This is a genomic window from Bacillus sp. FSL H8-0545 (assembly GCF_038006105.1).
In the GTDB taxonomy this organism is placed as follows: Bacteria; Bacillota; Bacilli; order Bacillales; family Bacillaceae_G; genus Bacillus_A; species Bacillus_A cereus_U.
This window is the reverse complement of the sequence record NZ_JBBOUO010000001.1, coordinates 1,799,535-1,817,429: the sequence shown is the minus strand read 5'-3', so window position 1 is coordinate 1,817,429 and position 17,895 is coordinate 1,799,535. Positions and strand designations below refer to the sequence as shown.

Sequence of the window (17,895 nt, the reverse complement as noted above, 5' to 3'; positions counted from 1 at the left end):
AAAACTTGTCCCACAATTCAATATATGCATGTCCTTATCAAAAGCTGCAATAAAAAAGAGTACCTGCCATTAGATACTCTTCAAAAATAAGTATGGTGCTCCAAGTCTCACCTCATATGATAACTCGTCCCACGAATCCATTATATGCCTGTCTGATTAGAATGTTCACTGGTTTAATGTGTAATTTCTATATAACAAAGAAAAAGCCATCACCGAAAGGTGACAGCTCCTCAAAGGGGAAGAGAGATAACAAATGGCAATAAATATCTCTTCAAGCCTCTGGTATTCTAGATACTCTCGGGCTTCTCCAAGCCGCCGTATCAACTAGTATGGCTACACGCTCTGTGTTCGGTGACTGGGAGAAGACTAAGAATCTTCTCGTTTACACTCCGTAGAGCTTGCTCAATACTTCGGCTACTTAATGTCATTTTCACCTTTGCTGGCCTATGTCGAAATCTAAAGGATCTATATAATATCCAAGACGTATATGTTTCTTCCGACGCCTTGTTTGGACTAACGTATTTTCAAGGGGGCGGAGAGAAGGCTCCGCTACGTTAGCTCAAACAAAAAGCGGAAGCTCTCTGCTCGCTACATCAATAAAGATCGTGAGTAATTACTGATGTACTTGGTAAAACATTATTGTTCTTAAAATTTAATGTAAGTATCACTCAATCATAAGCAACCACCCCCATTCCATTTTCAAGAACCGACATACTAGAGAGTAATAGACTTATATTTATTATCAACCCAGAGGACGCATTCCGAGCTGATCGATAAATACAAATAATTTCGGGAAGCTCTTATCCCCTCTAGCCTCCGCGTCACCGAGTAACTTTATTATAATGGGAACGCTATCCCCAAAACGTATTCTCTTTTCAAAGAACTGTTTATAGGAATAGCTTACCATTGATTTCATTTGCAAAAACTCCCCAAAAAATACGCTATTTCTCTACATTTTCTCTACCATTTTTAAATGATTCCTAATGTAGTAGCAATCAATTTAATGGCACTCTTCTTCTTCTCGTAAAAGTATGAGTTTTTCATCATCAGTTCATTTTGTACGAACGAATCTTTAACTGGTTTATTATCTAAGAACTTCATAGTAATGATGTTTCTTTCATCTTCATCTAAGATATTGTTTAATGTCTTTTCTATTTGCTGCACCTTCATCCTACTCGTCACTCTTGAATCACGTAACTCAGGAAACAAACTGATCCCTTCCTGTTCCACTTCATTATTGAATCGCATCTTTAATGCACGGTATTCCTTTAAGATGCTGACTACTTCCTTTTGTACTTTCTTGTCATCGATTGCTGGTAATAATGTTAATTGTCTCTCCATGAAGGAATCCCCTTATTTCAAATTTTGGTTTTTACATTCACATCAGGTACGTGAAATTTTAATACCTCTTTGTTGAATAAGGGAAACATGCATAGCGAGTAGCCCCCACCATCCACTCTGCATGTTTCCCTTATCCATTAGGCCTTTAATAATTTGTGTTTCTTGTTGGCCATCTTCGCTTTTGCTGCTTCAATGTTATTCGTTACCCTTTTATGGTCCTGATCGAATTGAATCATTCTATCAAACATAACTGGAGATACTGCTTCATCAATGTATTGTAAGTAATCAACTGGCGCCCGTTCTGTCTGATCTACTAAGTATCCATAAATATCAAAGTCTGCTCTCGGTATCGACTTCTTACCTTTTAGTTGCTGCGATATCCTTACATAAGATTGAATGACTGATAGTGATACCGCGAATATTGACTGGTCCTTGCTAAACTCAATAAGGAAGAAACAAATTGCTCCCATCTTCTCTGCTTTTTCAAAGTAGTCTAACTGGTGCTGTGCAATGTTCTTTAAATCAAAGCGTGTAGCACTCTCTGTAGACTTCGCTTCAAATGCAACAGACACGCCGTCATAGTCTACTGTACTTTTAGCTTCATAGAATCTATTTAGCACACGGCCACCTTTACTCTTTAACACCTTCACAGGAGTTGGACGCTTGTTTATAAGTGCCACTCCCCCTCTTTGATACATTTCATTAGCTAGATTGGTAAGCATTTCAAATGCCATTCCACGGTTACCTTGTCCCATTTTTATTCCTCGCTTTCTATTCAAAGGATTATTTTGTTGTGTTTTCTAACAAAATTCATTTCAAAATTTTCAGATTCAAATGAACCTCTAGACGCATACACCATATACTAATTTAAATACTTTTTAGAAAAGCAGGTGAAACCTATGCCATCTGTTGTTGGAAATCTGGTTGTACAAAATAGTAACGGTTCTTTCAACTTAGGTGATTTTTATAACGTTTCTCCAAAGGAAAATACAAAAGCTTATAATGGTTCAGGTTCATCAAATGTTGCTTTTGTTGCCAATACATTTAGCGGTGTTAGTGCAACAAACACATTCGATTCTGATGTTGCAGACCAAAATCAAGTTGGAACAGTCTAAAATTAATCATTTCCCTCTACCTCCTGAATAAAACTCAATATTCCGTCAATACTGCAGACAACCCATTCTCCAATTCCTCTGGAGGCGAGCAGTTAGCTTTTGCTAGCTGTTCTTTTGTTTTCACCATTTAAGCAGGGGGTGAATATATTAAATTCTACCTCTCTTTATAACGTGAGCTGGCCACTTACGCTATTTTTACAAAGGGCACTAATTGATAGTGCTCTTTTTACTTTTTTCTACAAAATGAAATTTTTATAGTACTAGTCACACTAAAATAATCTATACATATAATCTATACATATATTCAATTAGTGAACGAAACTCACTGATTTTCATAAAAGAGCTTCCGACCAGTAGACGGAGCTCTTTTTACTTTTAAGTCTAGCTACCAAATAGCGTTTTTGTTTAAAATAATAGATCTAAACCAATCGGACACATTTACCAGTTTATTTACCACAACATTCATGTTAAAATCCCTTGTGAGTATGACATAACTCAACCTTATGAAGTCCTGTAACAATTCCTCAGGGCTTCTTTTTTCAACAAGCCGTTAGTTAATTGTGCTGACTACCTTGATGTACAAAATAAGAATCTTGTTCTATTTTTTTATTTAAAACATATATATCAAAATGGTGGTAAGTAATTATCTTGATCATTGAATAATTCTTATTCTGGCACCTATACGAGGTGCTCTTTTTTGATTCTTACAAAATAACTATTTTGTTAAATTTATAAAATACAATCACTTGCCCACTTCACTTTACACTCCCCCTATATTTATTATTGATATTAAAATCTTTTCAGAGGTGAAAATATAATGGATGAATTTCTGTCTTCCGCTGCTCTAAACCCAGATTCAATCGATTCAACAGGGCCGACTGGTCCTACCGACGATACTGGACCTACTGGATCGTTTGGAATAGGAATTACTGGTCCTTCCGGCGACACTGGACCTACTGGACCTTCCGGAATAGGAATTACTGGTCCTTTCGGCGACACTGGACCTACTGGTCCTTCCGGAATAGGAATTACTGGTCCTTCCGGCGACGCTGGACCTACTGGTCCTTCCGGCGACGCTGGACCTACTGGTCCTTCCGGAATAGGAATTACTGGTCCTTCTGGCGACACTGGACCTACTGGACCTTCCGGAATAGGAATTACTGGTCCTTTCGGCGACACTGGACCTACTGGACCTTCCGGAATAGGAATTACTGGTCCTTCCGGCGACACTGGACCTACTGGACCTTCCGGAATAGGAATTACTGGTCCTTCCGGCGACACTGGACCTACTGGACCTTCCGGAATAGGAATTACTGGTCCTTCCGGCGACACTGGACCTACTGGACCTTCCGGAATAGGAATTACTGGTCCTTCCGGCAATACCGGTCCTACTGGTGTTACCGGTGTTACTGGATTGACTGGAGCGACTGGCCGCAGAGGAGTTATCGGTGCTACTGGGCCGACTGGACCGACTGGCCGCAGAGGAGTTATCGGTGCTACTGGGCCGACTGGACCGGGAGCTATAGAATCTGCATTCAGGGCAAATATAGGAACTGATGAACAATTTACTGTTGCTTTTACCTCTCAAACTGTAAATTTCACAACTGAACTCTTTGATTTTAATAATGAATATGATGGTATAAATACTTTTACAGCCAAACAAGAAGGTTTATACCAAATTAATGCAAATTTGACATTTGAACCTGTATTCATTCAGCCTTTTGTGGGAATATTAGATTTATTTGTCAATGACACTTCCGTTTATCGAGATATAAAAGACGATGTTACTAGTTTCAGCGTATCCACTATCTATGGATTACATCCAGGTGATACCCTAAGAGTAGTATTTCTTGCTACTATAAAAGGTAGAATTTTAGCTTTACCGACTCCATCAATGCTTAGTTTTTCTGCAGCAAGATTCCCACTTACAAGTCCTATACCTTAAGTTCTTACCATTTTCTATACCCATAATGATAAATGAAGGGGAATTTCTAATAACATAATTTATATAAACAAAAATTCCCTTTCTATATTTTAGAAAGCCTCTTCAAAATTTTTAAATACATTTAGCAATAAAATAACGCTTTTATATGAAAGTCGTACACATTTTTGACACATCAACCATCACAATTACTTGAAAACTCGTGATAATATTAATTCGTCGAATACGCCAAATTTCGACACCATACGACAATAATATCTCTCCTATAAAATCCCTGTCCCCGCAGGGATTTTATAGGAGAGATATTACTTTTTGTTGCACTGAATTCCCATCCTGAATAAAATTCAAAATTGGTCTTACTTTACTCCTGTCGATCCAAACCCGTTATTGCCTCTTTCACTATCCGATAACCACGCGTAACTTTGTATCACACGTCATAGCACTATGCCTCCCAATCCAAATGCATTATCTCTTCTAAGGTTCTATCCGAAATATAAGTGGTAATAATTTGTATCTTTCCGTATTTCTTTTTAGCCATTCCTATAGCTTCGCCCTCGGACCCCGCCTCAATCCAACGAAGCTTCCACTTCTCATCTTTGTCATAAAACTCTATTGAGTACGTCATAACGCTATTACGCTGCAAGAACCTCTCTGACGTACTTTTTGCTGCATAGTCAAAACTTCCCACAACATCCTCAAGTGTTAGTTGTTTCATGCCCCTAACCCCATTGGGCGAGATTTTATCTTGCTCTTATCCGCCCGGTCCATGATTAATGCTGCGATTTCTAATTGATGTCTTCCCATCTCTACTGCAATTTCAATGAAACTTTTATCTTCTTCCCACATTTCTTGGAATCGAATCACTTCACTCTCATCGAATAACAAGTCCAAATCTTCTAACGCTACATACATGTTACGACGCGATTTCTTCATGTACTTCCTTTGCTGTGCTGCGATTGTGTAATTCTCCTTTTCCAAATCCGTCCCAAGTCTCGGCATCCCATTCCTCCTCCAGTTGTAATTGATGAATTTCTCTTAGTTCGGCCATAACGGCATGACGTCTTCTATCCGATTCTTCAGGTGTAATATTCCCTGCCTCGCAAATACATGGCCCAAATTGATATATTTCCGTTCCCATATCGTTTCTGATTACTCCTGTTCCGTTACATGCACACATCTTAATTCCCCCTTAGAATGATAGCGCCTTTCTTCTGTAATCCTTTGTATCTTTGAAAACAAGCGCTTTAAAGTTATTGAAAATACGCGATACAATTCGTTCATCATATGCGCCTTCTAAACGCTCTCCTGTAAGGTTTGTCGTGAAGATAGATATTGGTTTATTGATGCATTAAACGCCTACTATGGAGGCGGAGAAGAAGCCACCGTATCAGATAAAATAATTAATATTATGGCAATGTCCGGAGTTTCTGGTGGTGTAATCAAGTAAATTAGAAATATAGATTTGAACCATATTTCTCAATGAACAATATAACTTAACATGGTAAAATAATATTTGGATGGGAGTCCAATACATATTATTAAAATTAAGATGGTTCAAGTCGGAGGAAGGCACCTTAGGGGGGGCTGGTGCAAAAATAAAATAAAAGAGAATAAAGCGCATATATTCCTAACGGAATCGTATCTTATGCTACCAGTCCAAACAATTGATGGATGAATTTTTTCTGGTTTTGAACAGACTGGTCCCGTAAATCAATCTGTTCTTTTTTAATCATATGCATAGCTTCTACTCCAGAAAGAATGGATGTAGCTGTGTCAAAACATTTGAACCCTAGCATAGAACAAGATCATCGCTTCTTTATAAAGCGATGATCTTGTTCTACTATGTTATTCAAGTATTTTTGTTGTCTAAGTTGCATACCATCAGGTATGCTTTTCTCTTTTTTCAACTGTTCAATTGCTATAGGATAAGCTGGATTCTTATCGACTGTCATAACACGAGGCTGCGAAACATGAAAAGACCGCAAAGCTTTCTTGAAAAAGCGCTTTGCAGTCTTCTGGTCTCTTGTTTTGCCTAGGCAAAAATCGATTGTGTTTCCTTTCGAATCAACAGCACGATACAGGTACATCCATTGACCTTTTACTTTGATATATGTTTCATCGACTCTCCAAGAGTCATTTGTTTGTTTGAGGTGACGTCGGATTCGTTTGTCCAATTCAGGACCATACTGGTGTACCCAACGTATAATCGTTGTATGAGAAATGGATAAACCCCGTTCTTCTAGCATTTCCACCAAATCACGAAAACTGAGGTTGTACCGTAGGTACCATCTTACCGTTAACAAAATAATATCAGGCTGATAATTCCTCCATTTGAATACATTTTCCATACCAATCACGCACCCTTTCTAAAGTAATAGTAACAGTATGTCCAAGATTTATAGATTCATTGCAATTGTCCTTAAGTTTTTGCACCAGAACCCTTATCTCCACATCAATTATAAATCCTAATCCTGCATCAACAGAACCAGCAACAACACACTTACCTACAAAGGGACTCCACAGTAATTTCTCCTATTATATATAAATCATGCTTAGTTAAATTGGTTTGATTTTATAAGAAGCCAAAAACCTCTAAATATTTATTTTATAATCACATAATTAATCCTAATATAACTAAAGTTAGATACAATGATACGGTTATTAATAGCAATTAGGGGGATATACAGCATGAACTATACAAATATGCCAAAAAGAATAGGAATGGTTAAGCGGACTCCATTCGCTTCGATACCGAAGAAATTCATCGGTATTGGTAAGATTGTTAAAAAGCAGACAAAAGTGGAGCGCCCTACATTAACCCAAGACGAACAAGAACGTATTGAAAACATGTTATTATGTCCATTTCTTTCTGAAGAGAAGAAATTGATTACTTATTATAGAGATGATCATTTGCTTACTAGATATATGACTGTAACTGACATAAATCCGATAATAAATTTAATAACTTGTACTGATGCATCTTATAACAGAATTTTTCTTAAATTTATGGATATAATTGATTTAAGATAAAAAACATACTGTTTATAAAGTTTGATTAAAAACCTCTTACAAATCCACATTCTGTGTTACACAAAAAGACTCCATTTTGAAAAAAGTTTGATCAAAATAGAGTCTTTCTTTGTGACTGGATGTTCAATTTTTATAAAAAAGTTTGATCAAAACACATTTAGAATTCTTTAATTGAAAAGATATAGTATCGCATCTTTCTTATAAACATCGTGATTTTATTTCATATCCATATCTTAAGTTGATGGGCATGTGACGCTACCCCTACTTGAAGGGAAATAACCTAAGTTGTTTCTATTTCTCTATTTTGTTATTCCACTATAGGGCGCTTTTCTTTAATAAGGTGCCATCTTTTCACATGGATAATACTTTTAAGAGATTGAATTTATTTAGGTGTAAAAAAATTGTGAAGTATTGTACTTAAAGTAAAGAAAGCAGTTTTAAAAGAAAGGACATAACATATTTGTTGACTTAATGAATGTAGTAATAAAAGTGGTAATAAAGAGTTTGAATGTAGTGATAAATGGGTGATAAAAACATAAAAAATAGGTGTATCAAGCAAAGTGTTGATACACCTTAAAACTACATTGTTAAACAACATGTGTTGTCGTGTAGTATATCTTATATATCTTTAATTATTTTAGATTCAGTATTACATATTCTTCTCGGTTTTGTTTATTCTATCGTTTTAATTTCATTTGAATTATAAGTATAGATACCTGATTCTTCTCGCAGCGCAGTTATATACATCCCTTTCGCCACATCTTTAGCTGAAATGGGTTTATACTTTTTGAAAGCCCCTTTAAATATAAAAGGAATAATACGAGATAACTTTTCAGCCATTCGTTCACCGAAACGAAATTCTTGTCGATTGCCTACTAATAAAGATGGCCTAAAAATGTGAATACCACCGATCACTAACTTTTGCAATTCCTCTTCCATTTTCCCTTTTACTTGTGAATAAAAGAAAAACGATTTAGGATTTGCTCCCATTGAAGACACAACAAGGAAATTTTGCACCCCTTGTTTTTCAGCTAGACAAGCTGCTCGTAACGTATATTCATAATCTACTTTTTTAAAATTCGCCTTTGTTTTTGCTTTTTTTATTGTTGTTCCTAGACAACTAAAAACATCATCTACAGCAAAAAACTCTTTATATTCCTCTAATACAGAATAATCTACTTGCTTCTGCTGTAACTTCTCATGTTGCCATTGCATTGGTTCTCTTACAAAAATAGTAACCGAATCGTAGTAATCTGATTCAAGTAATAGACGCGTTATCTCTTGCCCAACTAAACCACTTGCACCAAGTACTAACGCTGTTCGTGTATTCATATATGCATATACCTCTTAGTTTCCTTTTCTCTCCTTCAGCAAAATACAACTTTTAGGAGTTTCCTTCTTTTTATATTACCATAAGTAAAGCACTATGCGTATGCATAGTGCTTTACTTACTCTTTTTTCTTTTCTTTTTCTTCCATTGGCAATTTTGTTATTGTTGATGCATCCCCTAAATTACTTATTAACCTTCTTAAAAAAATGAGAACAAAAGATAATGGCAATACTACCGCTAATATCAATAAGATAGCTTCCATTAAATAACCCAAATACTCATCCCCCTCTTCTCCCTCCTTTCAAATATATGAAAGCAGCGTTGTCACATATGCATGCATTCACAAAAATAATACATCTATATTTGACAACTTTAGAACAAAATCAAATCGTAATGATTATTATTTATTGCAACTTTATTAAAGATGTATTATACTAAGTTCGCGAACTAAAACGTAATTATTCCGTTTTGCATTAAAATGATATTTTTCTTCTATAATTGGGGAAGATATATCGGTAAAAAAAGAAAAGAGGAGAACTTCATGCCTAAAAGATTGACTATATTTTCATTCTTACTTATTTTCACTTTAATTTTTACTGGCTGCTCAAATAAAAAAGAAGATACTGCCAAGAAAGATGGAAAACTAACTGTTTATACAACCATTTTCCCACTTGCTGATTTCGCAAAAAAAATCGGTGGTGATTATGTAAATGTAGAAGCAATTTACCCACCTGGTGCGGATTCTCATACATTTGAACCGAGTCAAAAACAGACTGTACAAATCGCAAAAGCCGATTTATTCGTTTATAATGGCGCAGAATTAGAACCATTTGCCGAAAAAATGGAAAAATCATTAAAAAAAGAAAACGTAAAAGTTGTAAATGCATCTAAAGATATCGAACTTCGTGCTTCATCTGAAGAAGAGCAGCACGATCATGGAGACGGTCATAAAGAAGATGAACATCACCATGATAAAGACCCACACGTTTGGATAGATCCTACTCTTGCGATGAAACAAGCAGAAAAAATTAAAAATGCACTTGTAGAATTACAGCCTGAACATAAAAAAGAGTTCGAAAAAAACTTCGCAGCACTACAAACAAAATTTACTGATTTAGATGATCAATTTAAAGCAGTTGTTGCAAATGCAAAAACGAAAGAAATATTAGTTTCACATGCAGCTTATGGCTACTGGGAACAACGCTACGGTCTAAAACAAATTCCAATCGCTGGAATTTCAGCGTCTGATGAACCATCTCAAAAACAGCTTGCTGACATTACAAAAACAGTAAAAGAACACGGTTTAAAATATATTTTATTTGAGACATTCTCTACGCCAAAAGTAGCATCAGTTATTCAAAAAGAAACAGGTACAAAAATTTTACGCTTAAATCACCTTGCTACTATTTCTGAGGATGATGCAAAGAACAATAAAGATTACTTCACATTAATGGAAGAAAACGTAAATACTTTAAAAGAAGCAACAAACTAATCAACTATATTTTCTAGTCGGCTAAATATGTCATTTAGCCGACTTTTTATGTTCTTCTGCTTGACGAGACTGAAATAACAAGTAAAATTATCCATATTAGCTGTTAAGCTATATTAATTTAGAAGGTGAGTTGGAATTATGACTCTTCACATTTGTGAAGTAACAGCAAAAAATTGGCGTTCAGTAGCTGCTTTAAACGTAGCAAAAGACCAGCAGCAATTTATTGAAAGTAATGCGTTTTCTTTAGCAGAATCATTATTTGAAGGAAACGGAACGTCAGTAGGTTTATATGATGGAGAAACACTTATAGGGTATGCAATGTATGGATGGTATTCGGAAAAACATGAAAGTGTTTGGCTAGATCGCTTTATGATTGACCAACAATATCAAGGAAAAGGATACGCAAAACGTTTCCTTCGCTTACTCATTCAATTCTTACAAGAAAAATTTGAATGTAAAATAATTTATTTAAGTTTACATCCAGACAACAAACTCGCAATGGGACTATATGAGTCATTCGGCTTCCGTTTAAACGGGGATATTGATGACGAGGGTCCAGTTGTAGGTGTTGTAATGGAATTACGTATAGATGAAAATACAGGCCTGTGAAAACAGGCTTTTTATTATTTATTTATCAATGTTATGTTTTCTATTTTTAGTTTCTTTCCCTTATGTGCTTCGTTTTGCAATCTAATACTATCTCTAATAGAATGCTCATAAAAAATAAGCCTGCAATTACACAGACTTATTTCACACACTCCTGAAAATGTTCTTGGAACCATTCTTTATTAATATCTTTTCCGATGAAAACTACTTCACTTACTCGCTCTTCTCCCTCTTGCCACTCTCTATCGTACGAAGCGGCAAATAACGTATGGACGCCTTGGAACACAATACGTTTATCTACTCCATCTATCGATAAAATTCCTTTGTAACGATATAAATATTCGCCTAGCTCTTGAACGACAGCTGACATCCACTCATTTAATTTTTGTAAATCTAACGGACGCTCTTCACGTAATACAAATGATTTTACACCTTCCAGATGATTATGTTCTTTATGAGGGTAAATTTGTAACGTATCTTTCGTTTTAAACGTTTGAATTTGTAGTAACGATGATATATCTACCTCACAGTTAGTCGTCTCGATTAATTTTGCAGTCGGGTTAATTCCTTGCAGTTCATGCAGAAGATTTTCCTTTTCACTTTCGTCAATTAAATCTAATTTATTTACTAAAACGACATCTGCAAATGCAATTTGTTCCTTTGCTTCTAGCCCTTTTTCAAAATGTTTATGTATATGGTAACTATCTACTACTGTTACAACACCGTTAATTTGATATGCAGATTGAATTACTGGATCTAAAAAGAATGTTTGTATAATCGGTCCTGGATTTGCAAGACCAGTCGTTTCAATTACTAAGCCATCAAAGTCCATTTTCCCTTCTGCTTTTACGTCCAGTAATTGTTTTAAAGCAACGAGTAAATCTTCACGTACAGTACAGCATAAACAGCCGTTTGTCATTTCCATAATTTCTTCTTCAACATTCATAATCAACTGATTATCGATACCAATTTGCCCTATTTCATTTACAATCACTGCTAATTTTTTGCCGTGATCTTCTGATAAAATGCGATTTAATAATGTCGTTTTCCCAGATCCAAGAAAACCCGTTAATATTGTTACTGGAATCATTTCGTCCTCTCCTTATAGCTATATGTTTTTACATTATAGCATATAGAGAAAATCGTTTTTGTAGCAAAACATATTTATTGTATGTACGACCCTGTAACTATATAATAATATGTAGCAAGAAAGCCTTTTCAAAAACATTATCATTCATCAAGGGGGTACTTATAATGGAACGAGTTCAAATGGCCGAAACACTAGAATTTTCTCGTATTATTCAAGGGTTTTGGCGTTTAGCAGAATGGAATATGACGAAACAAGAATTACTTTCTTTTATTGAATCTTGTATGGATATCGGGATTACTACTTTTGATCACGCTGACATTTATGGCGGATATACATGTGAAGGATTGTTTGGAGAAGCGTTACAACTCAAGCCTTCCTTACGCGAAAACATGCAAATTATCACAAAATGTGGAATCGCTCCCCCATCACCGAAATTTCCAGAGCGATATGTTGCTCACTACAATACGAGTGCTGAACATATCATAAAGAGCGCGGAGGATTCATTACAAAACTTACATACAGATTATATTGATGTATTGCTCATTCATCGTCCTGATCCATTCACGGACCCAAACGAAGTGGCAGAAGCGTTCTCACGCTTAAAGCAAGAAGGAAAAGTTCGTCACTTCGGTGTTTCTAACTTTTTACCTTCTCAATTTAATATGTTAAGTTCATATTTAGATTTCCCGCTCATTACAAATCAAATTGAAGTATCTGCGATGCAGCTTGAGCATTTTGAAAAAGGTACGATTGATTTATGCCAAGAAAAACGAATCAATCCAATGATTTGGTCACCTCTTGCTGGTGGAGAAATCTTTACTGGCCAATCAGAACGCGCCGTACGTGTACGTGAAACTTTACAAAAAATTGCTACTGAGCTAGGCATTGATAGCATCGATACTGTTATGTATGCATGGTTACTTGCTCATCCAGCTAAAATGATGCCAATCGTTGGCTCTGGTAAATTAGATCGAGTAAAAACGGCTGCAATGGCAACAAAAGTTAACTTAGACCGCCAACAATGGTTTACAATTTTCGAAAGCTCTAACGGACATCCTGTCCCATAATGTACAAAAAGAAGAGCCGTTACTTTACAGCTCTTCTTTTTTATATGTATTTCTCGTCATTGCAAATACACACATATCTCTTAATCCATTTTCATCTACCGCAACACTCGCACTTTCTAAAATCCCCTCTAATTTAAAACCTAATTTCTCAGGTATCGCTCTACTCTTCTTATTTAGAGAATCACAACGAATTTCTACCCGGTTTGCTTTCAGTTCAGTGAAAGCAAACTCCGTTATACCTTTTGCCGCCTCTACCATATAGCCCTTTCCACTCCACCTTGAATCAATCCAATACCCGATTTCAAATTGAGGTATATCCCAATTAATACGATGTAATCCGGCAGATGCAATAAATTCGCCGGTTTCTTTCGAAAACACTAGTAACCTCAAATCTTCTCGCTGCAAAAATTGAATATGCGATTTTCTAATACTCTCTTCCACTTCTTCCTCTGTTTGCTCTTTTTGTGCAAAAACCATCCAAGGCCTTAATTCTTTCTTTGAAGCTTGAATCGCTTCATATACAACCTTACCGTCACCTGGTTTTGGCATTCGAATTAAAAGCCTTTCGGTATAAAATTCAGAAGGAAAATCGAATAATAATGGATTCAAATTAAACACTCCCCATAATTCTTTTGTATTTAATAATATCCATCTCAAGGTAGACAGTAAAGAACTTTCTGAATTTTATACTTTCGAATCATTTACCTCTACCGCCACACGCACTCCGGATTCAATCGCACCTTGAATCCATCCGTGATACAGCGTTGTATGATCACCAGCAAAATATATTCTCCCCTCAGGTTTTACAATGACTGGCTGTAATTCAGATTCTTGGCCAGCTTGAAATAGTGCAAACCCTCCAAGCGCATATGGATCTAATGTCCAACTCTTTGATATTCCAGACATGAACTCATCATATACTTGACCACCTAATATTGTTGCTAAATTTTGTAATGTGTAATAGATACGATCCCCTTTTGATAAACCATCCCATAGTAATGCATCGTATGACCACGTATAACTCCCAAGCATAATGGCTGGTCCTTTTGAACCGATTCCATGACTTGGATAATACGCATAACGTATAGGAAGATCTGTTATAATTCTCCCACCTAATTGCCCTTGTTCCTCCCAAAAACGACTTTTAAATTGAATCCCTATTTTTGTAGCCGGCATATAATGCAATTCGCGAATTGTTTTCCACTTCGCATGAGATATCGAATCAAATGGATCTACTTCTACAAATCGCATTGTTGAAAAAGGAATTGTAACAATAACTAAATCGCCAGTTATACTACTATACTCAAAAGTTTCCTCATTTCGGTAATAGGCTGTTACACCATTGGCTTGTTGATGAAGCTTCATTAATTTTTGATTATATATAATATTTTCTTCTAATTGTGGTAAAAAAGACTTTGGTAATCTATCATTCCCACCTATTATTTCGCAAAATCCACTTTCCTCTTGCATAATATATAAAAATCTTAATGTCTCAACGAATGACCTTTCCAAAAAACCTTCTAAATCTAATAGAACACCAATCATCTCGATCGTTACCGGTGAAAAATACGTATTATATTGATAAGGATGATACTTTAAAAATTGACCTGTAGAGTATCTCCCAAAATCCTTTACTACAATATCCCAATTTTTTTCTGGATTTTTTTTAATAAAATTTATAATTGGCTGTACTGCTAATAATAATAATTCTTCAGATGTTTTCCCAACTTCATTCATTTCAACGGGATATCTTAAAATACTTGGATTTTTTTCGTATTGTTGCAATGTCGTTTTTCGGCCATTAACATATATAATATCTGTTTCATTCCGATTCATAAAAGGACTCACCTGGAGCCCGAATTTTCTTATATAAGCCATCGTCAATGTGTGCGAATATGGTATTCTCATCGCTCCAACATCTAGATATAATCCGGTATCTTCCATTCTAACCGTCTCTATCCGGCCCCCTACACGGTTGTTTGCTTCAAAAATTTTCACTTGATGTCCTGCAGCCTTTAATAAAGATGCCGAAACTAATCCCGCCATACCAGCCCCTACTACAATAATTTGTTTCGGGTGTGTCGTCTTCTTCAATCCTTTATCTATAACTTTTAACGTTTCATCCATCTCAGTGTTAAACATTATATCTTTCTGCACAATTCCACCCCTTACTTCATAAAGTGAAACTTTATGAAGTGGGGGTTTTGTTCATCCCCCACTGATTATTAGTTGAACCAATCGGGCGTTTACGGGCAGTTGATCTCCCACCTACCTTCTTTGCTCCAGCCGCATTTTGAGGTGGGAGTTTTACTGCCCGTTAATGCGGGATAAAATATGCATTAGTGGTTTAGTGCATTTTATTCATAAGTTCCTATAAACATAACACCATAGCAATTGGAATATTCACTAAAAATACATAAGGTATAGCTCTCGCATCTCCCCATGCTTCATATAATAAGGAAACGGTAAGGAAGGAGTTAGATAAATGAAACATACTTATGACTACCATGCTACAAAAAAGCATTTGGAATTAAAGAAACAACACCTATGCAAAAAACTTAGTAATATGAAATTATCTAATAAAGAACGTGAACAAATAAAACTCGAGATCGATAACTACGAATATATATTAAACTTAGTCGAAATGAATCATTATGAACGAGGATTCTCTCGTTAAAAGCCGATATAATATCACCCTCTTTTTTGTGTGAGCATTTCACTACGCATTTTTCGTAAGTAAATATATAATAGAATGTACATTAAGATTGAGAGGTATATTCTATGATCAAATTAAGTGTATTAGACCAATCACCTATTTCAGATGGTAGCACAGCAGTTGAAGCTTTTTCACATACAGTTACGCTTGCACAAGAAGTTGAAAAACTAGGATTCACACGTTTTTGGGTATCCGAGCACCATAATTCAGTTAGCTTAGCTGGTTCAAGTCCAGAAATACTCATTTCACATATTGCCGCGAAAACTGATCGTATTAGAGTTGGTTCTGGTGGTGTTATGCTGCCACATTATAGTCCATATAAAGTTGCCGAGAATTTCCGCGTTCTAGAAGCACTTTATCCAAACCGCATCGACCTTGGTGTCGGGAGAGCACCTGGTGGTATGCCGATAGCAACTCGCGCACTTCAAGAAGGTAAAATGGTCTCACTTGATCAATATCCAGAACAAATTGCAAATGTTGCTATGTACTTACATGATCAAGTACCAGAAAATCATCATTATGCAAACTTAAAGGCTACTCCAGTTATCACAACATCTCCTGAAATGTGGATGCTCGGTTCTAGCGGAGAAAGTGCAATGATTGCCGCAAAGCAAGGCGCTTCTTTTGCATTTGCACAATTCATTAACGGATACGGTGGCCCTGAAGTAATGAGGGCTTATCAAGAACAATTCCAACCTTCCTATTTAGGTGATAAACCAAAATCAATCGTATCTATTTTTGTTATTTGCGGAGAAACAAATGAAGAAGCGGAGAAGATAGCATCAAGCCTTGATTTATCGATTTTACTATTAGAACAAGGAAAACGGACTACTGGTACTCCTTCTATCGAAACTGCTCAAAATTATGCGTATAGTGCTTATGATCTATTCCGCATAAAAGAAAATCGTCAACGTATGATCGTCGGTGATCCGTCTTCTGTGAAAGAAAAAATATTAAACTTAAGCAAAGCCTACAATACTGAAGAGTTTATGATTGTCACAATCACTCATCAATTTGAAGATAAATTAAACTCTTATCGCCTATTGGCAGACGCTTTTAATTTATAATAGCGAAAGGGAGATACATCACATATGATGCATCTCCCTTTCTTACTACCAATCAATTGTTTTTGCTTCCTATATATTCAATAGCTTCTTTTAATAACTCATCAAAATTATGAGGATAATCATGATTTAAGTTAGGCACAACTTTATACTTATGTTCTATGTTTTTATCCTTTAATAACTGTACAAATTGCTGTGTACCTTCGAAACAATCTTCATCTTGATTCCCGCATATTATATATCCTTTTATGCTTTTATCATGTAATATTCCAATCATTTCTTCCCATTCTTCCATTTCCGGGAGCCAAGGTGCCACAAAAATAAAACCGTTCACTTCTATTTCACCTTGTAACATGGAATGTAACGCTACTCTTGCCCCCGCAGAAAAGCCACCAATAATAATATTTTCAAATGTATTATTCAATATAATCTTATTGTAATGTCCTTTTAACTCTTCTCTTCCTCTTTCGACATTATCCCAAACATATCCATCTGAAAATTGAATTTGGGAAGATTGAGGCAACGCTAGCATAAAACCTTGTTCCATTACAGAGTTCCAATATGGTTCTATTATTTGTATATTTTCTTGATCCCCATGCAGCGTTATTAATAGATTTTCATTTTGTTTGCTGTATGTATATTTCACGTCTGCTTGTTCCGATTTCTTTGCTAATTCTTCTCTTTCTTTACATAATTGAACCATTCTATGAAACTCTTCAAATTTATGTAGTGGTTTTAAATCATCATCGGAAATTAAATACTTACTTCCATACCAAAATCCATTTTCTATAATTGCTTTCTTCATTAAATGCAGCGCTTCTTCTTCAAGTCCTGCTGCACTTGCTAATGCATATTTAAAATTATTCATTTGTGCTTCATTACCCATTACATCTTTAGCGTTTTTCATTATGTAAGAATACGCCTCAAAACTTCCTTTATTTGCATAACAATCTAACGTTTCATTTAATAACTTAATATAAGTCATACTATTTTTCATATAGAAATTCCCCCCGTAACCTTTTATAATAATTGTTTCTCCAATCTTCCTATCATTCTAGGGTCACGGTATAAGTAGGTGAATTCTACAATTCAACTTAACAAT

20 protein-coding genes and 2 pseudogenes are annotated in these 17,895 nt (G+C 35.7%); 8 read left to right on the top strand and 14 right to left on the bottom strand.

What is annotated here, in order from left to right:
• Positions 1 to 742 precede the first annotated feature (742 nt).
• From MHI07_RS09585 to MHI07_RS09575, 3 genes are all read right to left on the bottom strand, one after another.
• A complete protein-coding gene (locus MHI07_RS09585) occupies positions 743 to 916 on the bottom strand; it encodes a hypothetical protein (RefSeq protein ID WP_002158190.1) in 174 nt (57 codons plus the stop codon).
• A gap of 53 nt (positions 917 to 969) precedes the next feature.
• Positions 970 to 1,341, bottom strand: a complete 372-nt coding sequence (locus MHI07_RS09580; protein ID WP_002158191.1) for an ArpU family phage packaging/lysis transcriptional regulator — start codon at positions 1,339 to 1,341, stop codon at positions 970 to 972.
• A gap of 137 nt (positions 1,342 to 1,478) precedes the next feature.
• Positions 1,479 to 2,096 (bottom strand): Holliday junction resolvase RecU, encoded by a 618-nt coding sequence (locus MHI07_RS09575; protein WP_215581411.1) that lies wholly within the window; start codon positions 2,094 to 2,096, stop codon positions 1,479 to 1,481.
• 144 nt (positions 2,097 to 2,240) lie between these two features.
• Here MHI07_RS09575 and MHI07_RS09570 point away from each other — a divergent pair, with 144 nt between their 5' ends.
• Positions 2,241 to 2,456: a spore germination protein gene (locus tag MHI07_RS09570; RefSeq protein WP_002158195.1), complete on the top strand. Its 216-nt coding sequence runs from the start codon at positions 2,241 to 2,243 to the stop codon at positions 2,454 to 2,456.
• 817 nt (positions 2,457 to 3,273) lie between these two features.
• Entirely contained in the window at positions 3,274 to 4,401 is a 1,128-nt protein-coding gene (locus tag MHI07_RS09565; protein WP_340823301.1) for a hypothetical protein, read from the top strand.
• A 439-nt stretch (positions 4,402 to 4,840) separates the two neighbouring features.
• Here MHI07_RS09565 and MHI07_RS09560 read toward each other — a convergent pair whose 3' ends face one another.
• From MHI07_RS09560 to MHI07_RS09540, 5 genes and pseudogenes are all read right to left on the bottom strand, one after another.
• Positions 4,841 to 5,113 (bottom strand): hypothetical protein, encoded by a 273-nt coding sequence (locus MHI07_RS09560; protein ID WP_002158198.1) that lies wholly within the window; start codon positions 5,111 to 5,113, stop codon positions 4,841 to 4,843.
• The gene (locus MHI07_RS09555) at positions 5,110 to 5,397 is read right to left on the bottom strand and encodes a helix-turn-helix domain containing protein (RefSeq protein WP_078175165.1); all 288 of its coding nucleotides are present in this window, start codon (positions 5,395 to 5,397) and stop codon (positions 5,110 to 5,112) included. The genes MHI07_RS09560 and MHI07_RS09555 overlap by 4 nt, the downstream gene beginning before the upstream one ends.
• Positions 5,312 to 5,575, bottom strand: a complete 264-nt coding sequence (locus tag MHI07_RS09550) for a hypothetical protein (protein WP_078175166.1) — start codon at positions 5,573 to 5,575, stop codon at positions 5,312 to 5,314. The genes MHI07_RS09555 and MHI07_RS09550 overlap by 86 nt, the downstream gene beginning before the upstream one ends.
• Before the next feature lie 12 nt (positions 5,576 to 5,587).
• A pseudogene (locus tag MHI07_RS09545) lies at positions 5,588 to 5,728 on the bottom strand (ATP-binding protein); the annotation flags it as partial.
• A gap of 313 nt (positions 5,729 to 6,041) precedes the next feature.
• Positions 6,042 to 6,752, bottom strand: a pseudogene (locus MHI07_RS09540) (IS6 family transposase).
• A 334-nt stretch (positions 6,753 to 7,086) separates the two neighbouring features.
• Here MHI07_RS09540 and MHI07_RS09535 point away from each other — a divergent pair.
• Complete coding sequence (locus MHI07_RS09535) at positions 7,087 to 7,428, top strand: YolD-like family protein (protein WP_199661833.1); 342 nt, start codon at positions 7,087 to 7,089, stop codon at positions 7,426 to 7,428.
• 672 nt (positions 7,429 to 8,100) lie between these two features.
• Here the strand turns inward: MHI07_RS09535 and MHI07_RS09530 are convergent.
• Both MHI07_RS09530 and MHI07_RS09525 read right to left on the bottom strand, forming a co-directional pair.
• Positions 8,101 to 8,760: an oxidoreductase gene (locus MHI07_RS09530; RefSeq protein ID WP_128281325.1), complete on the bottom strand. Its 660-nt coding sequence runs from the start codon at positions 8,758 to 8,760 to the stop codon at positions 8,101 to 8,103.
• Positions 8,761 to 8,876: 116 nt separating this feature from the next.
• Positions 8,877 to 9,032, bottom strand: coding sequence for a hypothetical protein (locus MHI07_RS09525; protein ID WP_164881572.1), 156 nt, complete (start codon positions 9,030 to 9,032; stop codon positions 8,877 to 8,879).
• 267 nt (positions 9,033 to 9,299) lie between these two features.
• Between MHI07_RS09525 and MHI07_RS09520 the strand changes: the two genes are divergently transcribed.
• Together MHI07_RS09520 and MHI07_RS09515 are read left to right on the top strand one after the other, a co-directional pair.
• Positions 9,300 to 10,250 carry a metal ABC transporter substrate-binding protein gene (locus MHI07_RS09520; protein ID WP_002118552.1) on the top strand — a complete coding sequence of 317 codons (951 nt, stop codon included), beginning with the start codon at positions 9,300 to 9,302 and terminating at the stop codon, positions 10,248 to 10,250.
• Positions 10,251 to 10,388: 138 nt separating this feature from the next.
• The gene (locus MHI07_RS09515; RefSeq protein WP_215581410.1) at positions 10,389 to 10,859 is read left to right on the top strand and encodes a GNAT family N-acetyltransferase; all 471 of its coding nucleotides are present in this window, start codon (positions 10,389 to 10,391) and stop codon (positions 10,857 to 10,859) included.
• Positions 10,860 to 10,995: 136 nt separating this feature from the next.
• Here MHI07_RS09515 and MHI07_RS09510 read toward each other — a convergent pair whose 3' ends face one another.
• Complete coding sequence (locus MHI07_RS09510; protein WP_340823291.1) at positions 10,996 to 11,946, bottom strand: CobW family GTP-binding protein; 951 nt, start codon at positions 11,944 to 11,946, stop codon at positions 10,996 to 10,998.
• Between the two features lie 164 nt (positions 11,947 to 12,110).
• Between MHI07_RS09510 and MHI07_RS09505 the strand changes: the two genes are divergently transcribed.
• A complete protein-coding gene (locus MHI07_RS09505) occupies positions 12,111 to 13,013 on the top strand; it encodes an aldo/keto reductase (protein ID WP_340823290.1) in 903 nt (300 codons plus the stop codon).
• 24 nt (positions 13,014 to 13,037) lie between these two features.
• On the opposite strand, the gene MHI07_RS09500 is transcribed toward MHI07_RS09505, so the two are convergent.
• Positions 13,038 to 13,622, bottom strand: a complete 585-nt coding sequence (locus MHI07_RS09500) for a GNAT family N-acetyltransferase (protein ID WP_215581406.1) — start codon at positions 13,620 to 13,622, stop codon at positions 13,038 to 13,040.
• Between the two features lie 75 nt (positions 13,623 to 13,697).
• The gene (locus tag MHI07_RS09495; protein WP_340823287.1) at positions 13,698 to 15,170 is read right to left on the bottom strand and encodes a flavin monoamine oxidase family protein; all 1,473 of its coding nucleotides are present in this window, start codon (positions 15,168 to 15,170) and stop codon (positions 13,698 to 13,700) included.
• 328 nt (positions 15,171 to 15,498) lie between these two features.
• Here MHI07_RS09495 and MHI07_RS09490 point away from each other — a divergent pair, with 328 nt between their 5' ends.
• Together MHI07_RS09490 and MHI07_RS09485 are read left to right on the top strand one after the other, a co-directional pair.
• Entirely contained in the window at positions 15,499 to 15,690 is a 192-nt protein-coding gene (locus tag MHI07_RS09490) for a DUF3896 family protein (RefSeq protein WP_016104605.1), read from the top strand.
• Between the two features lie 104 nt (positions 15,691 to 15,794).
• Positions 15,795 to 16,796, top strand: coding sequence for an LLM class flavin-dependent oxidoreductase (locus MHI07_RS09485; protein WP_215581404.1), 1,002 nt, complete (start codon positions 15,795 to 15,797; stop codon positions 16,794 to 16,796).
• Between the two features lie 52 nt (positions 16,797 to 16,848).
• On the opposite strand, the gene MHI07_RS09480 is transcribed toward MHI07_RS09485, so the two are convergent.
• Positions 16,849 to 17,790: an alpha/beta hydrolase gene (locus tag MHI07_RS09480; protein ID WP_340823284.1), complete on the bottom strand. Its 942-nt coding sequence runs from the start codon at positions 17,788 to 17,790 to the stop codon at positions 16,849 to 16,851.
• Between the last annotated feature and the right edge of the window lie 105 nt (positions 17,791 to 17,895).